This is a genomic window from Chitinophaga sp., from assembly GCF_035761305.1.
Taxonomy (GTDB): Bacteria; Bacteroidota; Bacteroidia; order Chitinophagales; family Chitinophagaceae; genus Chitinophaga.
This window is the reverse complement of record NZ_DASTRI010000206.1, coordinates 14,372-32,872: the sequence shown is the minus strand read 5'-3', so window position 1 is coordinate 32,872 and position 18,501 is coordinate 14,372. Positions and strand designations below refer to the sequence as shown.

The following is an 18,501-nucleotide window of genomic DNA, read 5'->3' as shown; positions in this document are numbered from 1 at the left end:
TTCCGGCAAATTTGTTTTCCAGGAAGCGGTCATCAGCTTTTTTGTGGTTATTATTATGGGCATACTTACCGGGTTAGCTGTAGCGCTGGTATTTTATGCTATTCACCGCTGGCTGCCTACTACTACCAATATTGATATTGTGCTCACTTTTATAGCGCCGTATGTGATGTATATAACGGCGGAGCAGTTTCATTTTTCCGGTGTGCTGGCGGTGGTAAGCGGCGGGTTGTTCCTCTCTACCCGCAGCAACGTGATACTAAGCCCCGGCAGCCGTTTCAGGGGTGAGAATGTATGGTCTACCATTGGCTTTGCCCTGAACGGCATCGTTTTTATGCTGATAGGGCTGGAGCTGCCGGTAATTGTGCAGCAGCTGGGCAATGTAAGCCTGGCCGCCGCCATCCGCTATGGCGTTATTATATCCGGCGCGCTGATTGTAACAAGGCTGCTGTGCACTCTGGGCGCCTCTTTGTTTACCCGGTTTGCCAGCCATTTTATTACCACTGCCGACAGCAATCCTGGCTGGCGGGCGCCCATTGCCTTTGGCTGGGCAGGTATGCGGGGTGTGGTGTCCCTGGCCGCTGCGCTGTCTATTCCCATCACACTGTCTAACGGCACTCCTTTTCCGGAGCGCAATCTCATCATCTTCATCACCTTTACGGTGATATTAATTACGCTGGTGTTCCAGGGGCTTACACTGCCGGTGGTAGTGCGCTGGCTGAAGCTGGAGGATAATGATTATGCCATACCTTATGCGGAGCAGGAAAAAATGGTGCGCCGTAAATTATCCCACACAGGCCTGCAGGTGTTAAATGAGCAGTATGCGGAAAAAGTGGCGGCCAATGAGCAGCTGCAAAGCCTGAAAGTACGGTATGAAAGCGACATTCGCCTGCTGGAGCGCCTGCAGGAGGAGGAAGCCGACAACATGCAGCTGGCAGCGGAAAAATCCGGCAAACATTACCGGGAGGTGGTGCGCGCCGTTATCAGCAGGCAGCGCGACCTGCTGCAAAAGCTGAATAAAAAGGAGGAGGTAGATGAGGACCTGGTGCGCAAATACATTGGCCTGCTGGACCTGGAAGAGGAAAAAATACGCCTGATGGTTACCGGTGAGGTTACGGAATAAGGTACATATAGCCTGCCTTTGCGCCGTTCAAAGTTATTCGCTATACCATCAGCCCTGCTTTTTGTATATTGGCGCTTTACTAAACATATTCCGTAATAAGCTATGAGAAAGATACTGGCTTTTTTTATGATGGCTTCCCTGGTCGTAACGCTTACCCTGGCGCCGGCGGCCGCACAGCAAAAAAAGACCGGCAACCCGGTTATCAGCGGCTGGTACGCCGATCCTGAAGCCGCCATTTTTGGTAAAACCTACTGGATCTTTCCTACCTATTCCGACAAATACGAAAAACAGGTGTTCTTTGACGCCTTTTCCTCTGCTGATATGAGCCGTTGGATAAAACACCCGCATGTGCTGGACACCGCAGCTGTTAAATGGGCCAGGCGCGCCATGTGGGCGCCTGCCATTGTGGAAAAGCAGGGTAAATACTATTTCTTTTTTGCCGCCAACGATATACAGAATAACCAGGAAACAGGAGGTATAGGCGTAGCCGTTGCCAGTGAGCCCGGCGGCCCATACAGGGATTACCTGGGCAAGCCATTGATTGACAAGTTCCACAACGGCGCGCAGCCTATAGACCAGTTTGTGTTTCACGATAAGGACGGCCAGTATTATATGATATACGGCGGCTGGCAGCATTGCAATATTGTTCGCCTGAAACCGGATTTTACCGGCCTGGAGCCTTTTGCAGACGGTACTACTTTTAAAGAGATCACCCCCAAAGGGTATGTGGAAGGACCGTTTATGTTCATCCATAACGGCAAATATTATTTTATGTGGTCAGAAGGAGGATGGGGCGGCCCGGATTATTCCGTAGCCTATGCCATTGCCGACTCGCCCACAGGGCCCTTTAAGCGCATTGGCAAAATATTGCAGCAGGACACGGCCGTAGCCACCGGCGCCGGCCACCATTCTGTAATACATTTGCCGGGTACGGATAAATGGTACATCGTGTACCACCGCCGCCCGCTTACTGAAACCGCTGCCAACAACCGGGTAGTGTGTATAGATGAAATGCACTTTGATGCAAACGGCCTGATTGTGCCGGTAAAGATCACGAAAGAAGGAGTAACGCCGGTACAGGTTACCCGCTAACTACCGAACTTCAATAAACCAAATTCTAAACAGTGACGAATTGTACGGCAGCCTGAATGATAGCGCGCTATGGAGTAAAGTAATTGAAGGCGATAAAGATGCACTGGCTTTCATTTACAGCACGCATTTTCATTCCCTTTACAGGTATGGCATGAAGTTGCACCCGGACGGCAACCTGGTAAAGGACTGTATACACGACCTGTTTACGGGCATATGGCTAAGCCGTGAACGGCTGTCTGTAACCAGCTCCATCCGGTTTTACCTGCTGGCCAGCCTCAAAAGGCAGCTGGCCCGGCGGCAGCAGGGGCTTTTGAGGCGCCTGTTCGACCATACCGAAAGCGAGGGCGCTGTTACCCACTCACATGAAGACACACTTATTCAACAGCAGGCCAGCGAAGAACGTACCCGGAAACTGGAAAAGATTATTAACACCCTGCCCCGCCGCCAGCGCGAGATCCTGTACCTGCGCTATTACGAAGGGCTGGACACGCAGCAAACAGCGCAGATTATGTCGCTGAGCGTGAACGCTGCATATGTGTTGTTGTCGAAGGCGCTGCGCTATTTGAAGCAGCATAGTGACCAGTTGCTGCTTATTTTGCTTAGTTCCACAGCACTTTGTTGGTGTATTTGCTAAAGTGTTCGTCGCGGGTAAGGGTTAAATCGTAAAAAGCAGGGACCGGATTAATTTTTGCCAGAGTTTAACTATCTGACTATCAACAATTTAAAACTTTTTTCAAAAAAACTTTCCAAATAACGCTAAGATTTAAGCCATCTCTTGCTTTACCTATTTAAGCGCCAATAATGATATTCAGGGACTTTAAAACGGAGGACTTTTTACAACATCCTGTTTTCCGCCAGTGGGTGCTGGAACAGGATCCGGAAGCTACGCGGTTCTGGGAACAATGGCTGCAGGAAAATCCTGACAGGCAACAACAGGTTACCCAGGCCCGGGAGCTGCTGCTGCTCATAGGCGGCGGCGCTGCACATGCGCCTGCGCCGCAGGATGAGCAAAACACCTGGAATAAGGTATTGCAAAGTATTTCCATCGCAAACCAACATACACCGGCCCGCGCAAGGCTGGTAAAAATGAATGAGGCCTTCCAATCCGGGCCGCGCCGGCGGTGGCCCTATGCTGCCGCACTGGTAGCAGGGCTGCTGCTGGCCTGTGCCGCTGTTTTCTTTTTCCGCGGTAACAACACAGTACGTTATGCCACTGTAATGGGCGAAATGAAAACCATTGAGCTGCCAGATCATTCAATAGTAAAGCTGAACGTAAATTCCACGTTGCAATTTGCTAAAAAATGGGCGGGCACCGGGCCCCGTGAGGTATGGCTGAAAGGAGAAGCATTTTTTACAGTGCAGCATAAGTACAATAACCAACGGTTTATTGTGCACACCAACGATGTAAACATACAGGTGGTAGGTACGGAATTTAATGTGAACACCCGCCGGGTAAAAACACAGGTAGTGCTGCGCAACGGGGTGGTAAAGCTTACGCTCAATAACAATAAAACCGGTAGAAATGCCACGCAGCCCATTACCATGAAACCGGGCGACATGGTTACCTATTCTGCCGCCACCAAAGAGCTTATCAACAAACGGGTAAACCCGGAGGAATATGCCTCCTGGCGCACGCCGGTGCTGCTGTTTAATGAAACGCCGGTAGCAGAGGTGATCCGCTCATTACAGGACAACCTGGGACTTACCATACAGCTGGAAGATGACAGCCTGGGCATGCAAACATTTACAGGCAGCATACCAAGAGATAATATAGAAGTGTTCTTCCGGACACTGGGAAGGTCATTGAATGTACACATAGAAAAGACGGGAGTTAATACATACAGTATAAGTAAAATACAGGGGGAATAAGAAACACTACAACAACTGACAGCGTTTCGTAATTACATATAACCAACCTTAATCTAATGCTATGGTGAAATTTTACGCCGGATGTACCGGTGGTGGCCTTGCCTTGGCGCTTATGATCCAGCTTGGCAGCGTTGCTGCCGCAAAAGCACAGGGCCCGGTCATTGATCGATCTGTTTACTACGTACAAACCAGCACAAGCCAGCAGGAGCCGCTTAAAAGCCACCTGGCCAGCATGGAGCACCGTTACAACATACACATTAACTATGTTGGCAATACGGTAAAAGGCATTTATGCAGAGGCCCCGCCGGCAAAAGATCCTGCTACCAAACTAATTGATTACCTGAACAGCTACCTCACGCCCCTGGGCCTGCAGGCAGAAGAAGTAGGGCAAAACCAGTATATCCTTTACCGTAAGGAAAAATCAAAACCGGCCAACCATCCCATTACCCCCGCTGACCTGGACATTGCCCCGGTAGGCGTAACAGTTGCATCCGCCGGTACCGAGCCTGCCGGCGATCTGCAGCAGTTTGCAGTAAGCGGCCGCGTAACAGAGGAATCCGGCACTGCGCTGGTGGGTGTAACTGTTGTGGTAAAGGGTACTGCCAACGGTACGCAAACCGATGAGAACGGGAAGTACCGCCTGAATAACGTACCACCCAACGGCACACTGCTGTTTACCTACATCGGCTACAAACCGCAGGAAGTAAAGGTAAACAACCGTAACAGCATTGATGTAAAGCTGCTCACCGAGGTACAGTACATGAAGGACTTTGTGGTGAACGGCTACCAGCAGCTGAAAAAGGAAAGCTATACCGGCTCCGCCATTACCATTACCGGTGAGGAGCTGAAACGCTTTAACCCGCAGAATATCCTGCAAAGCATACAGGCCTCCGATCCTTCTTTCCGCCTGGTAGAAAATAATATTGCGGGCTCCAACCCCAACCAGCTACCGAATGTAAATGTAAGGGGCGCTACTGCGCTGCCCACCGGCGATGCCAGCCAGCTAAGCAGAACACAGCTGGCCAGCGTAACCAACCTGCCCCTGTTTATACTGGATGGTTACCAGGTAAGCATTGAAACCATTTTTGACCTGGACTTCAACCGCGTGGAAATGGTAACCCTGCTGAAAGATGCCGCCGCCACTGCCATTTATGGCTCCCGTGCATCCAACGGCGTGGTGGTAATACAAACCCGCGCACCCAAAGAAGGAGAGCTGGAGCTGTATTACAACTATGAGCTGAATGTAACTGCGCCCGACCTTACCGCCTATAACGTGCTGGATGCAACGCAAAAACTGGAATACGAAAGGCTGGCTGGCCTGTATACGGAAAATGGCGTAAACTCGGCCGATGAGCTGGAAAAAGCTTATTACGCCAAAAAGAAAAATGTGCTCAGCGGTATAAACACCTACTGGCTGTCGCAGCCGGTGGCTACGGACTTCGGGCATAAGCATTCCGTATCGCTGCAGGGCGGTTCCGGCACTATCCGCTACGGTATTGACGCGCGTTACCAAACCAACAAAGGCGTAATGAAAGGCTCTGGCCGCGACCGTTACAGCTTAAGCAATACATTGTCTTACCAGCCTAAAAACCAGCGCCTGCTGTTCCGCAACCAGTTCACCTTATCGCAGGTGAGCGGTAGGGAATCGCCGTACGGTACGTTTGACCAGTATGTGAACATGAACCCGTATTATCCCATGCGCGACTCTGCGGGGCGCCTGATAAGGGAAGTTGACAAGTGGAACTATCGCGGGCTGAATGATAAAGGGCAGGATGCAGGGCTTACGCAAACGGTGCTGAATCCCCTGTACGACGCTACTACCGGCAGCTTCAATAAATCATCCTACCTGGAATTTATAGATGCATTCTCTACCCAATACACGCCAACAGACGCATGGCGCTTTAATGCAACGGTAAGCATTACCAAACGTAAATCCACGGCGGATATTTTTGTGTCGCCGCTCAGCAACTACTACTATTTCTATACCGGAGATGCATTGAAGGACCGGGGAAAGTACACTTACACCAGCCAGGATGATATGCAGCTGGACGGCTATGCTACCATTACCTACAACAAGGCCATTCAGAACAACCACTTCCTGAACTTTTCACTGGGCATGAACGTGCAGGCAACTAAAACGGATGTACGCAGCTTTTCCGCTATCGGCTTTACCAACGACCGTTTTACAAACATTACGTTTGCCCGCAAGTATGAAGATAATACGGCTCCTACCGGCGACGTGCAGGAGCAGCGCCTCATAGGCAGTTTTTTGTCCTTTAACTATTCCTTTCAAAACCGCTTCCTGATGGATGGTACGGTGCGTGTAGACGGCTCTTCCAAGTTTGGTACAGACTCGCGTATGGCGCCCTTCTGGTCATACGGCATCGGCTGGAACCTGCACAAGGAAAAGTTCCTGCAGCACACCGCCATTAGCCAGCTGCGTTTAAAAGCAACCACCGGATTAACAGGAGATGTGTCCTTCCCGGCCTATTTATCCAATACCACTTACCAGTATTACACCGGCAGCTGGTACTCTACCGGCGTAGGCGCTGTATTTGCCGCCTACGGCAACAGCGCCCTTAAATGGCAGCGCACCAATAATTATGACGTGAGCATGGAGCTGGGCCTGTTCAACGACCGCGTGTACATTTCACCGCGCTACTATTACAAGCGCACCAAAGACCTGCTGGCCGACATTAACGTGCCCACCTCCACCGGCTTTGACAGGTACAAGGCCAACCTGGGCGAGATGGTGAACAAAGGCTTTGAGGTGTACTTTAAAGCTAATGTATGGCGCAGCCGCAACTGGTCGGCCAACATTAACCTGAACCTGGTGCACAACACCAACGTGATCACCAAAATTTCCGATGCGCTGAAAAGCTATAACGACCAGGTAGACAAGCACCAGCTGGATAATGCCAGCCTGGCAACCGCGCCGCTGCTGCGTTACAAAGAGGGCCAGTCGCTGAACACCATTTACGCGGTACGCTCCCTGGGCATTGACCCCGAGAACGGTAAGGAAATATACCAGAACCTGGATGGCACCCGCACTTACGATTACAAGATCAAGAATACCGTGCCTGTTGGAGATCAGACGCCGGATGTAGACGGCTACTTTGGCGGTAACATTATTTACAAAAGCCTGATGCTGCAGGTGAACTTTTATGCAAAAGTGGGCGGCGATGTGTACAACCAAACGCTGGTTGACCGTATTGAAAACGCCAACCCGTGGTATAACGTGGATGCCCGCGCACTGGAGCTGCGCTGGAAACAGCCCGGTGACCATGCGTTGTATAAAGACATCACCAACAAGGATCTTACCCTTACCTCCTCCCGCTTTGTGCAAAAGGAAAGCCGCCTGGAGCTGAAGTCGGTGTTCATGTCGTATGACGCGCCGGCCGCCCTGTACAAAAAGCTGCGGATGAAGAACCTGCGCTTTGCACTCACCATGAACGACCTCTTTTACTGGTCAACCGTGAAGCAGGAAAGGGGCATTCAATATCCTTTTGCCAGGAGCTTCACCTTCTCATTATCCACCAGGTTCTAAAAAGTATTGCAGATGAAACTGAGTATTCAACAACTGATCATACAACAACGGCCGCAAACGGGTGCCCGCATGTGCTGCCTGCTCCTGCTCATGGCGGTTATTACATGCACGTCCTGCAAAAAGTGGCTGGATGTGCAGCCGCAATCGCAGGTATCGCGCGATGAGCTGTTTAGCACGGAGGACGGTTTTAAGGAAGCCATTAACGGCTTGTACAGCCGTTGCGCCAGAACTGACCTGTACGGCATGGAGCTGCTGGGCGGCTTTCCGGATGTGCTGGCGCAAAACTATAGCATGGCCACCGACGATCCGGTGCGCTACCGGCAAACAGCCCTGTATAATTATAAGGATGTGGATTTTATAAGCCGTAAAGACAGCGCCTGGCGCGGGTTGTATAACGTAATTGCCAATGCCAACCTTATACTGGAAAATGTTGACAAGCAACAATCTATTCTTACACCGGTAAATTATGCGCTGATAAAAGGAGAAGCGCTGGCCATGCGCGCCTACTGCCACTTTGATGTGCTGCGCCTGTTTGCCGCATCCTATGCAGCGGAGCCCAACGGCAAAGGCATTCCCTATGTTACCGCCTTTAGCAAAGAGGTACCGCAGCAATACAAAACCAACGAAGCGCTGGACCTGATGTTAAAAGACCTGGAGGCAGCCAAAACACTACTGGCCACAGCTGATCCTATTGTATCAGCGGGCTACAAGGTAGGCTATCCCATTCCTGACTCCTCTACAGAGCAGCAGGGCGATCTGTTTGTGCAGGAGCGCCGCCACCGCCTGAACTATTACGCAGTATGCGGAGAGCTGGCGCGCGTATACCTGTATAAAGGTGACAAGGCGCATGCGCTCAGCAATGCGCTGGAAGTAATAAACGCCAACAAATTTCCATGGACGCGTCAATCCGATTTCCTGAACCCGGACGATACCAAGAAAGACCGCATCCTGTACAAAGAGCTGCTGTTTGGCTTTTATATACCCAACACCACCGAAGACCTGCGCCGCCTGTTCCACAATGCCGACCGTGGCCTGTACATCACCGTACAGGAAGCCAGCACCCTGTATGAAACCGGCGGGGTAGGGGGTGAAGATTTCCGCTATAAGCAATGGCTGTCGCAGCAGGCTACCAACACTACCAGCTACATGCGCCTTGAAAAATATACCCGCGATCCTGACCAGAACCTGCACCCGCAAATGGCGCCGGGCATACGGCTCAGCGAAATGTATTACATAGCCGCGGAATGTACGTTCGATACAGATCCCGCCAAAGCATGGGACTACTTTAACACGGTACGCCTGAACCGTGGCATAGGCGCGCCGCTGAGCAACCCTTCCAAAACCGTGTTCCTGCAGGAGCTGGTAAAGGAAGCACGTAAAGAATTTTATGGAGAAGGGCAGATATTCTATATGTACAAGCGCCTGAATATGCCTATTACCGGGCAAAACGGCAGCACGGTGCCTGCCAGCAGCGCTGTTATGGTGCTCCCTTTCCCGGACGATGAAATTGCATACGGTAACAGATAAAAAATATACGATGAAGTATATCATAGCAATAGCACTCCTGTGCGGCATCCTGTACTCCTGTAAAAAGGTGGAAGAGGTAAGATACCAGGCTGCCGATAACGTGTACTTTAATTTATTATCAGATACAACCAAACAAATACATACAGACAGCATCGTATACAGCTTTGCCCTGTTCCCGGATAAGGCGGTAGATACGGTGTTTTTGCCGGTGCGTATATCCGGCAGCCGTATAAAAACAGACCGTAAGTTTAAGATAGAGGTAGTGGACAGCGCCACCACTGCCGTTGCCGGCGTGCATTATAAACCACTGGATGAAAGTTATACTATGCCGGCCGACTCAGGCATTACCCGTGTACCGGTAATACTGCTGAACACAGATCCTGAGCTGGTGAATAAAACCGTGCGCATTAAGTTTAACCTGGTGGCTACGCCCGATTTTCAGGTAGATTACAGGCAATGGGACACGCTGCACGTCATCTTCTCTAACCGGCTGGAAAAGCCCTTGTGGTGGAATATTTGGATAGGAGAGCTGGGCGTGTACTCGCGCGTAAAGCATGAGCTGTTCATCCGCGTGTCCGGCACCACAGAACTGCCGGCTACCAACAGCGACGGTACTATTATTCCCAAGGTGCTGTACTTTACCCGCCGCTTCAAAGCCTTCCTGGCCGATCCTGTACAATGGGTAAAAGACAACCCGGATGCCGGTTACATCATAACGCCGGCTGATAACGGCAACTATTACTTCTATAGCCCTGCCAACCCGGATAAAAAGTACCTGCTGGAGCTGAACCCGGCGGATAACCGCTACTATTTCCGTGACGAGAATGGTAATCGTATTGTGTAAAACAAATTATCTGCAAATGCAAACCTTCAGAAATTACCTGTTATATATGCCTGCGCTGCTGCTGTTACTGGCTGCCTGCGCCCGTGATAAAGGCAACTATGATTACATAACACTGCCCGATCCGCAGATCAGCAATCTTGATACGGTGTATAATACCATTACGGGCGACAGCTTAATCATAGCGCCTAAAATAAAGCTGGCCTCCGGCAGTGATGATTACAGCTGTTACTGGAAAATAGATGTTGCCGCAGAAGCCCGCACCCAGGACTATGAAGGCAAAGAGCTGCGCATTGTATTTGGCCTGCCTGCTGCCCGTTATCCCACACAGCTCGCTGTAACGGATAACACCAATGGCATGAAATACTTTTACAATTTCGACATTGTTGCACAAACGGAATTTACCAGGGGGCTGCTGGTATTAAGCAATAACCAGAACCAGGCGGTATTGTCGTTTGTAAAGCCGGATGGTACGATACGTCCTGATATTTACAATGCAGTGAACGGAGAGGTGCTGCCCGGCCCTGCCAAACAGCTGGTGCCCATACAAAACATGTTTTACCTGAACACGCTGTCGGCCTACTGGATCTCTTATGGCGGCGATCAGCACGGCGGCGTGCAGGTAGACGCCAGCAGCCTGAAACGCACCAAGTACATGACGGAGAATTTTTACGACCAGCCGGCCAGCGTGCAGGCCGATTACCTGCTGAATTTAGTGAACGGTACTACCACGGCCATTATCGGCGGTAAAATATACATTGGCGCTACGGAAACAGCGCCCTTCTGGCCCTACTACGGTGTATGGGGCGTGCCCATTACCGGCAGCTATAACCTGTACCCGCAGCTGATGGAGAATACTATGGAAGCCATGCTGTCGGGCAAAGCAGTTTATTTCCTGGGCTTTGATAAGAACCGGAAGGGTTTTGTACGTTTTCTTTCAAATACCTACTACGATGTTAACTATACGGTGTTAGGCGATGCATTTAATCCTGCCAGCATAAAAATGGATATGCTGAACATGAGCCGCTTTAACGACAATGAAATGTATGCCATTGGCGACAGCGCCGGCAAAAAGCTGGAACTGAAGCTACGGGTGGATTTTACAGACAGCACGCAGCGTATTTACCCGCTTTATAAAAGAACCTTTCCCGGCGCGGGCCTGCTAACGGCAGATACTAAATGGCAGCAGTCGCCGATAGGCGTAATGTTCTTCAGCGCTAATGATGTGGTTTACCGTTACAACCCGCTGAACAGCGATATAAAGCCCCTGGAAACCACTACTGCAGGCAAAAAAATAACCATGCTGAAAGTGTTGCAGAACGGAAATTTGCTGGTAGTAGGCGCGGAAGGCGGCAGCATTTATTACCTGGATATTAGTACCGGCAAGCAGGGGCAGCTCATTAAAAAAATAGATGGCCTGCCCGGCGCACCACAGGATATTATTTTACGCGATTAAACTTTAAAACAAAAACAACCATGCAAAAATGGATATTAGCTGCTTGTGTAGCATTCCCGCTCATAGCCAATGCGCAAAGCGGTAAGTTTGTACTGAACGGTAAGCTGGGCGCCCTGAATGCCCCTGCCAAAGCATACCTCGACCGCCGCGAAGCCGGCAAGATCATGCTGGACTCCGTTATCCTGAAAAACGGCGTTTTCCAGTTTAAAGGCACCGTAGATGCTCCTGTATTATGTATGCTGATGGTGGACCACACGGGCACTGAAGGCGCTAACCCGCAAACGGCATCAGACAGGCGCCTTATTTACCTGGAAAAAGGCACCATTACCCTGGTAGCAGATAAGGCGCTGGAAGATGGTACCATCACCGGCTCGCCCATCAATAAGGAAAATGAACGCTATAAAAAATTCCTGGCGCCTTTTGATGAGCAGATGAACAGCATTAATAAAGATTTTGGCGCCGCTACCGACGAACAGCGCCGCGATACCAATTTTACAAAAGGCCTGGGCGAACGCTTTCAGAAAGCCATGGCCGACAAGCGTGAGTTGATGGCAAAATTCATCAAGGAAAACCCGGGCTCCTTCTTCAGCATTGTGGCGTTGAAAGAGCTTTCCGTACATAACAACATGAACCTTACCATCCTGGAGCCTATGTACAACGGCCTTACACCGGAGTTGCGCAACAGCCCTGCGGGTAAAGAATTTGCCGCCTCCATGGAAAAGGAACGCAACCTGGCTATTGGTTCCATGGCGCCCGACTTCACACAAAATGATATTCACGACAAGCCGGTAAAGCTGTCTGACTTCCGCGGCAAATATGTGCTGCTCGATTTCTGGGCTAGCTGGTGCGGTCCGTGCAGGCAGGAAAACCCCGTGGTAGTAAAGGCGTTTAACAAGTATAAAGACAAGAACTTTACAGTGCTCAGCGTATCGCTTGACCAGCCGGGCAAAAAAGACCAGTGGCTGGCTGCTATTAAAAAAGACGGGCTGGAAGGCTGGACCCACGTATCAGACCTGAAATACTGGAGCAACGCGGTAGTTGCCCTGTATGGCGTACGCGGTGTGCCTACCAATTTCCTGATTGACCCCGCAGGCAAAATAGTAGGCCGTAACCTGCGCGGCGAGCTGCTGGAGCAAAAGCTGGCAGCGCTGCTGGATAAGAACTAATGCAAAAAAGAATGTAAAATCATAAATGTAAAATGTAGAATGTAAAAGTAGAGTGCAGGGGAATGCAGTACAGTACTGTGTTTCGCTGCATTCTACTTTTACATTTAGTATTTTAAATCTTACATTTTACATTCCTTTATCCCCCCTTTCGGTGCATTATGCCCACTTTCCCCCTCTGCACGGCTATGTCAGCGTCAATTAGTACATTTGTGTGTTTTCTTTAATTTACGCCGTCAGGGTTTTTTAAATGGATAAACAAATAGATCGTATCACATCCGCTGAAGGATTAGTATCACGGATGATTGAGGGGGACGAGTCGGCTTTCACAGGCATTTACCGGCAATACCACCGTGCGCTCTATACTTACCTGCTGCGGATATGTAAAATACCTTCCCTTACCGAAGACCTGGTGCACGATGTGTTCCTGAAAGTATGGGAAATAAGGGACCGTATAAATCCCGCCCTGCCATTTACCGGCTACCTGTATCGTATTGCCCGTAACCATGCCTTTAAAACCCTGCAAAAGCTGGCGCATGACACCGTGTTGCAGGAGAAAGTGCTGGAGCACCTGCAGTTCCAGGGCAATGGGCCGGAGCAGCTGGTAAACGAAAAAGAGTATAACCGTTTGTTCCATGAAGCCCTGGGCCGTTTAACCCCGCAGCGCCTGAACGTATTCCGCCTGTGCCGGCAGGAAGGCAAAAGTTACGATGAGGCAGCAGCCATTTTAGGCATTTCCCGCAACGCCGTTAAAAAGCACATGGTCCTCAGCATGCGCGCCATCCACAATTATATTTACCGGCATGGGCTGGTAATCATTATGTTATATCTCATCCAGAAAAAATTTTAAATTTTTTTCCATAAAGGGGTACCCTGCAACCCGGTTTTGGGATATATAAATCAGGGTGCCTATGCGAAAGGGTATCTGTTTCCACCTTATGTCTGAAAACCAAAGCCACTACGAAGCGTTGCTGCAACGTTACCTTGAGGGTAGCTGTACGCCTGCCGAAACAGCAGCATTGTACAACTGGCTGAAGTCTTCAGCATCTCACCGCAGCCTGCTGGCTAAGCTGCAGCAGGAGTTTGAACAGGCCATTCATGAACCACGGGAAGTGCCCGCCGCTGTCAGCGACCGGATTGAAGCCCGTTTGCTGCAAAATATCAGCCGCAGCAAGGTAGTGCCTTTGCGCCGTCCCTGGCGCTGGGCAGCCGTAGCCGCCGTGTTAATGCTTATACTGGCCGGCAGCGCCTACTGGTTCTATAAAAAAGATGCTGCTCATACAGGCCCCCAGCTGGCGGTTAAGCATAGCATTATGCATAACGATGTGGCGCCCGGCACCAACAAGGCCCTGCTTACCCTGGCAGATGGCACTACCGTGGAGCTGGACAGCGCCGGCAACCAGGTGCTGCACCAGGGCAAAACCACTGTGCAGCAGCATAACGGCCAGCTGAAATATGCGGCCAACGGTAAGGAGGCCCCCATTGGCTATAACATACTGGTAGTACCGCGCGGCGGCCAGTTTAATGTGGTGCTGCCGGATGGCAGCCGCGTATGGCTCAATGCCGCATCCCGCCTGCGCTACCCCACAGCCTTTACAGGTAAGGAAAGGGTAGTGGAGCTGCAGGGCCAGGGCTATTTTGAAGTAGCCCATGATGCCGTACATCCGTTTATAGTGGATGTTAACAACACTACAAAAGTGCAGGTGCTGGGCACCCGCTTTGATATTATGGCTTATCCCGATGAGCAAAGCCTGAACACTACCCTGCTGGAAGGCGCGGTGCGCATGGAGCGGGGCAGCCAGCAGCAAACGCTCAGGCCCGGCCAGCAGGCGGTGCTCGAATATGCTACCGGCAATATGCTAGTGCGCCCCGTAGATGTGGATGAAGTGATTGCCTGGAAAACAGGCTTCTTTGAGTTTGATAATGCCGGCATGAACCTGATCATGCGGCAGCTGGCCCGTTGGTATGACCTGGAGATAGCCTATGGTGCCGAGCACAGTGGCCGCCTGTATGGAGGCCGTATCAGCAGAAACCTGCCTTTATCTGAAATATTGCATATGCTGGAAGCCAACGGCGCGCAGTTTAGCCTGGAAGGGCGGCGGCTGACGGTTACAGCAGAGTAAACCACGTCATCATTTCATTCCCTGGCTGCTGTTACAGGCAGCCGGGTGAATGAAGTGGCTATTATGAACTAACTGATATAAAACCTAGTAAACGTTATGAAACCTGAAACAGGTTAGCAACTACGGAGGGGGCAACACCTATGAAAAAAGCCGGAAGTGCTCGCAACACCCCCGGCAGTAAAGTCTGGGTTTTCCCGTTAGAAAAATAAGTCCCGTTTAAGAACTATTATCTGGTCATTCCCAAACACTACAAAAGTATGCAATTAAACTTGAGTGGTAAAGCTCCCTGTATGGGGCAGCCAAACACCCGGCGTGAACATGTTCCCGCTGTTGAAAATTACCAAAATCGAATCGCGGATCCGGTCCGCAAAATGTTCTGCGTTATGAAACTGACAGCCTTTTTAATGCTAGCAGCTTGCTTGCAGATAAGCGCAAAAGCAGTATCTCAGCAGATTACACTATCAGAAAAGAACGTGTCGCTGAAAAAGGTGCTGAAAGAAGTATCCCGCCAGTCCGGTATTTCTATTGTGTATGATGAGAATATGATGGCCCGTACCAAACCGGTTACCGTATCGGTAAAAAATGCCTCTGTAAAGGAAGTGCTGGATGAGTGTCTTAAAGGCCAGCCGGTATCTTACAGCATAGATGGCATGCGCATTACCATACGCAGGCTGCCTGCCGCAAAAATGCAGCAGGACACAACCGTAATTGTTACCGGTCATATAACAGATGAAAAGGGCGCGCCCATACCTGGTGCTACTGTGCGCATACAGGGCACCAACAGCGGTACTGCTACAGACGGGGAAGGTAAATACAGCCTCCGCGCGCCGCGCGGCAGTGGGCTGATCGTATCTTTCCTGGGCTATACCCAGCAAACATTTACCGCTGTTGCCGGCACTAAGGATGTGCAGCTGCAGCCGGCGCAAACATCTTTAACAGAAGCCGTGGTAATAGGTTACGGCGTACAAAAGAAAAGCGTGGTAACCGGCGCTATTTCCAGCGTAAAAGCAGCCGATATTGCCAACCAGCCCGTAACCCGCCTGGAACAAACGCTGCAGGGCCGTACCTCCGGCGTAACCATTGCCTCCAGCAGCGGCCAGCCCGGCTCCTCCGCTACTGTGCGCGTACGTGGCGTTACCTCTTTTAATAACAGCAACCCGCTGTGGGTAGTAGATGGCGTGGTAGTAGATAACGGCGGCATCGCTTACCTGAACCCGCATGATATAGAGTCTATGGAAGTGTTGAAAGACGCTGCTTCACAGGCCATATATGGTGCGCGTGCAGCCGCCGGCGTTATATTAATCACTACCAAAAAAGGGAAGGCCGGCACCATGCAGGTGAACTACAACGGTTACTACGGCGTATCTGCGCCCGCCAAAAAGCTGCATATGCTCAATGCTACCGAGTACGCTACCCTGCGTAACGAAGCAGCGGTAAATGCAGGCAAGGCCGCACCCTTTGCCAACCCGGCATCATTGGGCCAGGGCACCGACTGGCAGGATGTGATCTTTAACAACAGCGCCGCCCGTCAAAGCCACGAGATCAGCGTAAGCGGCGGCAGCGATAAATCTACGTTCTACACCTCCGCAGGTTACCTGAAGCAGGATGGTATTGTTGCTACCGACATTTCTAAATACGAGCGTGTAAACCTGCGCCTGAACTCCAACCACAAATTATCCAAATGGGTAACGGTTGGGCAGAATGTAGGTTACTCTTACGAAAAATCCATTGGCCTGGGCAATACCAACAACGAGTTTGGCGGTCCGTTAAGCTCCGCTATCAATATGGATCCCATTACCCCACTGGTAGTAACAGATCCGGCTGTAGCAGCTGCGCAGCCTTACCTGAACCTGGGTGTGGTAAAAGACGCCAACGGCAATCCCTACGGTATATCCGGCCAGGTAGGGCAGGAGCTTACCAATCCCGCAGCGTATATACAAACCCGTTTGGGCAACTACTCCTGGGCGCATAACATTGTAGGCAATGCTTACATAGAGGTAGCGCCGGTTGACGGTCTGCACCTGCGCTCAACCGTAGGTACTAAAATAGGCTTCTGGGGCGGCGAAACCTTTACGCCCATCTACTTCCTCAATTCATCTACCAACACTACCCGTACCTCTTTCCAGCGTACCAATAACCAGCGGTTCGACTGGAACCTGGAAAATACATTGTCCTACAGCAAATCATTTGGCCTGAACAGCTTTACCATACTGTTGGGGCAGGGCGCCTATAAAGACAATCATACCCGCGGTACAGATGTAACCTATTATGAAATACCGGCCACCAGCTTTAAAGAAGCATCTTTAAACTTTAATGTGCCCAGCGATAAAAGGGTGTCTTCTGCCAGCGAAGGAATAGACCATACGGTATCGTCCCTGTTTGCGCGTTTGGACTATAACTACAATGAAAAATATATTGTGCAGGGTATTATACGCCGCGACGGTTCTTCCCGCTTCGGTTCAAACCACAAGTACGGTAATTTCCCCTCATTCTCACTGGGCTGGGTAACCTCCCGTGAAAGCTTCTGGCCCGCCAATCATGTGGTTGACTTCCTGAAGATCCGCGGCGGTTACGGTATAGTGGGTAACGATAACATCAATGACTTTGCTTTTGCCTCCACCATCGGCAGCGGCCGTAACTATACGATTGGCACCGGCGGCAGCTACCTGATAGGGTACAGCCCCAATGCACCGGCTAACCCCGATCTGAAATGGGAGCAAACCAGCCAGGCCAACATCGGCTTTGAAGCCACTTTGTTCAATGATTTCTTTGTAACATTTGACTGGTATAAAAAAGTAACCACCGGCATTTTGCGTAACCCGCGCATACCTGCTTACATAGGCGCTATTTCCAACCCGGCTGCTAACGTTGCGGATATGAATAATACCGGTCTGGAGCTGGAGGTAGGCTACCACAAAACGCTGGGCGACCTGACCCTGGGCGTGAATGCCAATGCTTCTTACCTGAAGAATGAGGTAACCAACCTGGGTACCGGCGTAGCTTATATTACAGATGACCAGGTGCCGTTTGTAGCCAGCAGCTATCCCTTAACCCGTATAGCAGTAGGCCAGCAGTACAATGCTTTCTATGGCTTTAAAACCATGGGCATTTTCCAGAACCAGGCAGATATAGATGCATATGTAAAAGACGGTAAAAAAATACAGCCCGGCGCTAAGCCAGGCGACTTCCGCTGGGCCGACCTGAATGATGACGGCGTGATAGACGACAAAGACCGCACCTTTATCGGTAACCCCATCCCGTCCTGGTCTTACGGCTTTTCCATTAATGCAGCCTACAAGGGTTTTGACCTCACCATTTTTGGTCAGGGTTCTGCAGGTAATAAGATCTTCCAGGCGCTGCGCAGGCTGGATATTCCCAACGCCAACTGGCAAACCACTGCGCTGGGCCGCTGGCATGGCGAAGGTACCTCTACCGATTTTCCCCGCCTTGACCTGAATGATCCGAACAAGAACTTCACCAACCCTTCAGATTTTTATCTCGAAAGCGGCAGCTACTTCCGTATGCGCAACATACAGCTGGGTTACACCCTGCCTGAAACGCTTACCAAAAAAGCCCTGATCTCAAAAGTACGTGTGTACATCATGGCCGAGAACCTGTTTACCATTACCGGCTATACCGGCTATGACCCGGAAATTGGCGGTAACGACCGTAGCAATGGCGTACTGAGCGTGGACCGTGGTATCTATCCGCAGGCCCGTTCTTACATGGCCGGTTTAAATGTTACTTTTTAAAACTATTGAAA

General features: G+C 50.7%; 12 protein-coding genes. All 12 read left to right on the top strand.

What is annotated here, in order from left to right:
- Positions 1-1,120: cation:proton antiporter (locus VFS25_RS17400; RefSeq protein WP_326463441.1), on the top strand; the 1,120-nt coding region annotated here is incomplete at its 5' end.
- Positions 1,121-1,222: 102 nt separating this feature from the next.
- Complete coding sequence (locus VFS25_RS17395; protein ID WP_326463440.1) at positions 1,223-2,212, top strand: glycoside hydrolase family 43 protein; 990 nt, start codon at positions 1,223-1,225, stop codon at positions 2,210-2,212.
- A gap of 40 nt (positions 2,213-2,252) precedes the next feature.
- Positions 2,253-2,846 (top strand): sigma-70 family RNA polymerase sigma factor, encoded by a 594-nt coding sequence (locus VFS25_RS17390; RefSeq protein ID WP_326463439.1) that lies wholly within the window; start codon positions 2,253-2,255, stop codon positions 2,844-2,846.
- A 167-nt stretch (positions 2,847-3,013) separates the two neighbouring features.
- Complete coding sequence (locus VFS25_RS17385) at positions 3,014-4,081, top strand: FecR family protein (RefSeq protein ID WP_326463438.1); 1,068 nt, start codon at positions 3,014-3,016, stop codon at positions 4,079-4,081.
- A gap of 61 nt (positions 4,082-4,142) precedes the next feature.
- Entirely contained in the window at positions 4,143-7,628 is a 3,486-nt protein-coding gene (locus VFS25_RS17380) for a SusC/RagA family TonB-linked outer membrane protein (protein WP_326463437.1), read from the top strand.
- Positions 7,629-7,640: 12 nt separating this feature from the next.
- Positions 7,641-9,155: a RagB/SusD family nutrient uptake outer membrane protein gene (locus VFS25_RS17375; protein WP_326463436.1), complete on the top strand. Its 1,515-nt coding sequence runs from the start codon at positions 7,641-7,643 to the stop codon at positions 9,153-9,155.
- A 10-nt stretch (positions 9,156-9,165) separates the two neighbouring features.
- Positions 9,166-9,999, top strand: coding sequence for a DUF4843 domain-containing protein (locus VFS25_RS17370; RefSeq protein ID WP_326463435.1), 834 nt, complete (start codon positions 9,166-9,168; stop codon positions 9,997-9,999).
- A gap of 16 nt (positions 10,000-10,015) precedes the next feature.
- Positions 10,016-11,452 carry a PKD-like family lipoprotein gene (locus VFS25_RS17365; protein WP_326463434.1) on the top strand — a complete coding sequence of 479 codons (1,437 nt, stop codon included), beginning with the start codon at positions 10,016-10,018 and terminating at the stop codon, positions 11,450-11,452.
- 20 nt (positions 11,453-11,472) lie between these two features.
- Positions 11,473-12,618 carry a TlpA disulfide reductase family protein gene (locus VFS25_RS17360; protein WP_326463433.1) on the top strand — a complete coding sequence of 382 codons (1,146 nt, stop codon included), beginning with the start codon at positions 11,473-11,475 and terminating at the stop codon, positions 12,616-12,618.
- 298 nt (positions 12,619-12,916) lie between these two features.
- A complete protein-coding gene (locus VFS25_RS17355; RefSeq protein ID WP_326463432.1) occupies positions 12,917-13,465 on the top strand; it encodes an RNA polymerase sigma factor in 549 nt (182 codons plus the stop codon).
- Between the two features lie 61 nt (positions 13,466-13,526).
- On the top strand, positions 13,527-14,738 hold the full coding sequence (locus VFS25_RS17350; protein ID WP_326463431.1) for a FecR domain-containing protein: 1,212 nt from the start codon (positions 13,527-13,529) through the stop codon (positions 14,736-14,738).
- A gap of 404 nt (positions 14,739-15,142) precedes the next feature.
- Positions 15,143-18,490 carry a TonB-dependent receptor gene (locus VFS25_RS17345; protein ID WP_326463430.1) on the top strand — a complete coding sequence of 1,116 codons (3,348 nt, stop codon included), beginning with the start codon at positions 15,143-15,145 and terminating at the stop codon, positions 18,488-18,490.
- The last annotated feature ends 11 nt before the right edge of the window (positions 18,491-18,501 follow it).

Bases quoted from the DNA above. Each gene is read 5' to 3' on its own strand.
- VFS25_RS17395 (WP_326463440.1), top strand. From the start codon at position 1,223: ATGAGAAAGATACTGGCTTTTTTTATGATGGCTTCCCTGGTCGTAACG.
- VFS25_RS17385 (WP_326463438.1), top strand. From the start codon at position 3,014: ATGATATTCAGGGACTTTAAAACGGAGGACTTTTTACAACATCCTGTT.
- VFS25_RS17380 (WP_326463437.1), top strand. From the start codon at position 4,143: ATGGTGAAATTTTACGCCGGATGTACCGGTGGTGGCCTTGCCTTGGCG.
- VFS25_RS17375 (WP_326463436.1), top strand. From the start codon at position 7,641: ATGAAACTGAGTATTCAACAACTGATCATACAACAACGGCCGCAAACG.
- VFS25_RS17370 (WP_326463435.1), top strand. From the start codon at position 9,166: ATGAAGTATATCATAGCAATAGCACTCCTGTGCGGCATCCTGTACTCC.
- VFS25_RS17365 (WP_326463434.1), top strand. From the start codon at position 10,016: ATGCAAACCTTCAGAAATTACCTGTTATATATGCCTGCGCTGCTGCTG.
- VFS25_RS17360 (WP_326463433.1), top strand. From the start codon at position 11,473: ATGCAAAAATGGATATTAGCTGCTTGTGTAGCATTCCCGCTCATAGCC.
- VFS25_RS17355 (WP_326463432.1), top strand. From the start codon at position 12,917: ATGATTGAGGGGGACGAGTCGGCTTTCACAGGCATTTACCGGCAATAC.
- VFS25_RS17350 (WP_326463431.1), top strand. From the start codon at position 13,527: ATGCGAAAGGGTATCTGTTTCCACCTTATGTCTGAAAACCAAAGCCAC.
- VFS25_RS17345 (WP_326463430.1), top strand. From the start codon at position 15,143: ATGCTAGCAGCTTGCTTGCAGATAAGCGCAAAAGCAGTATCTCAGCAG.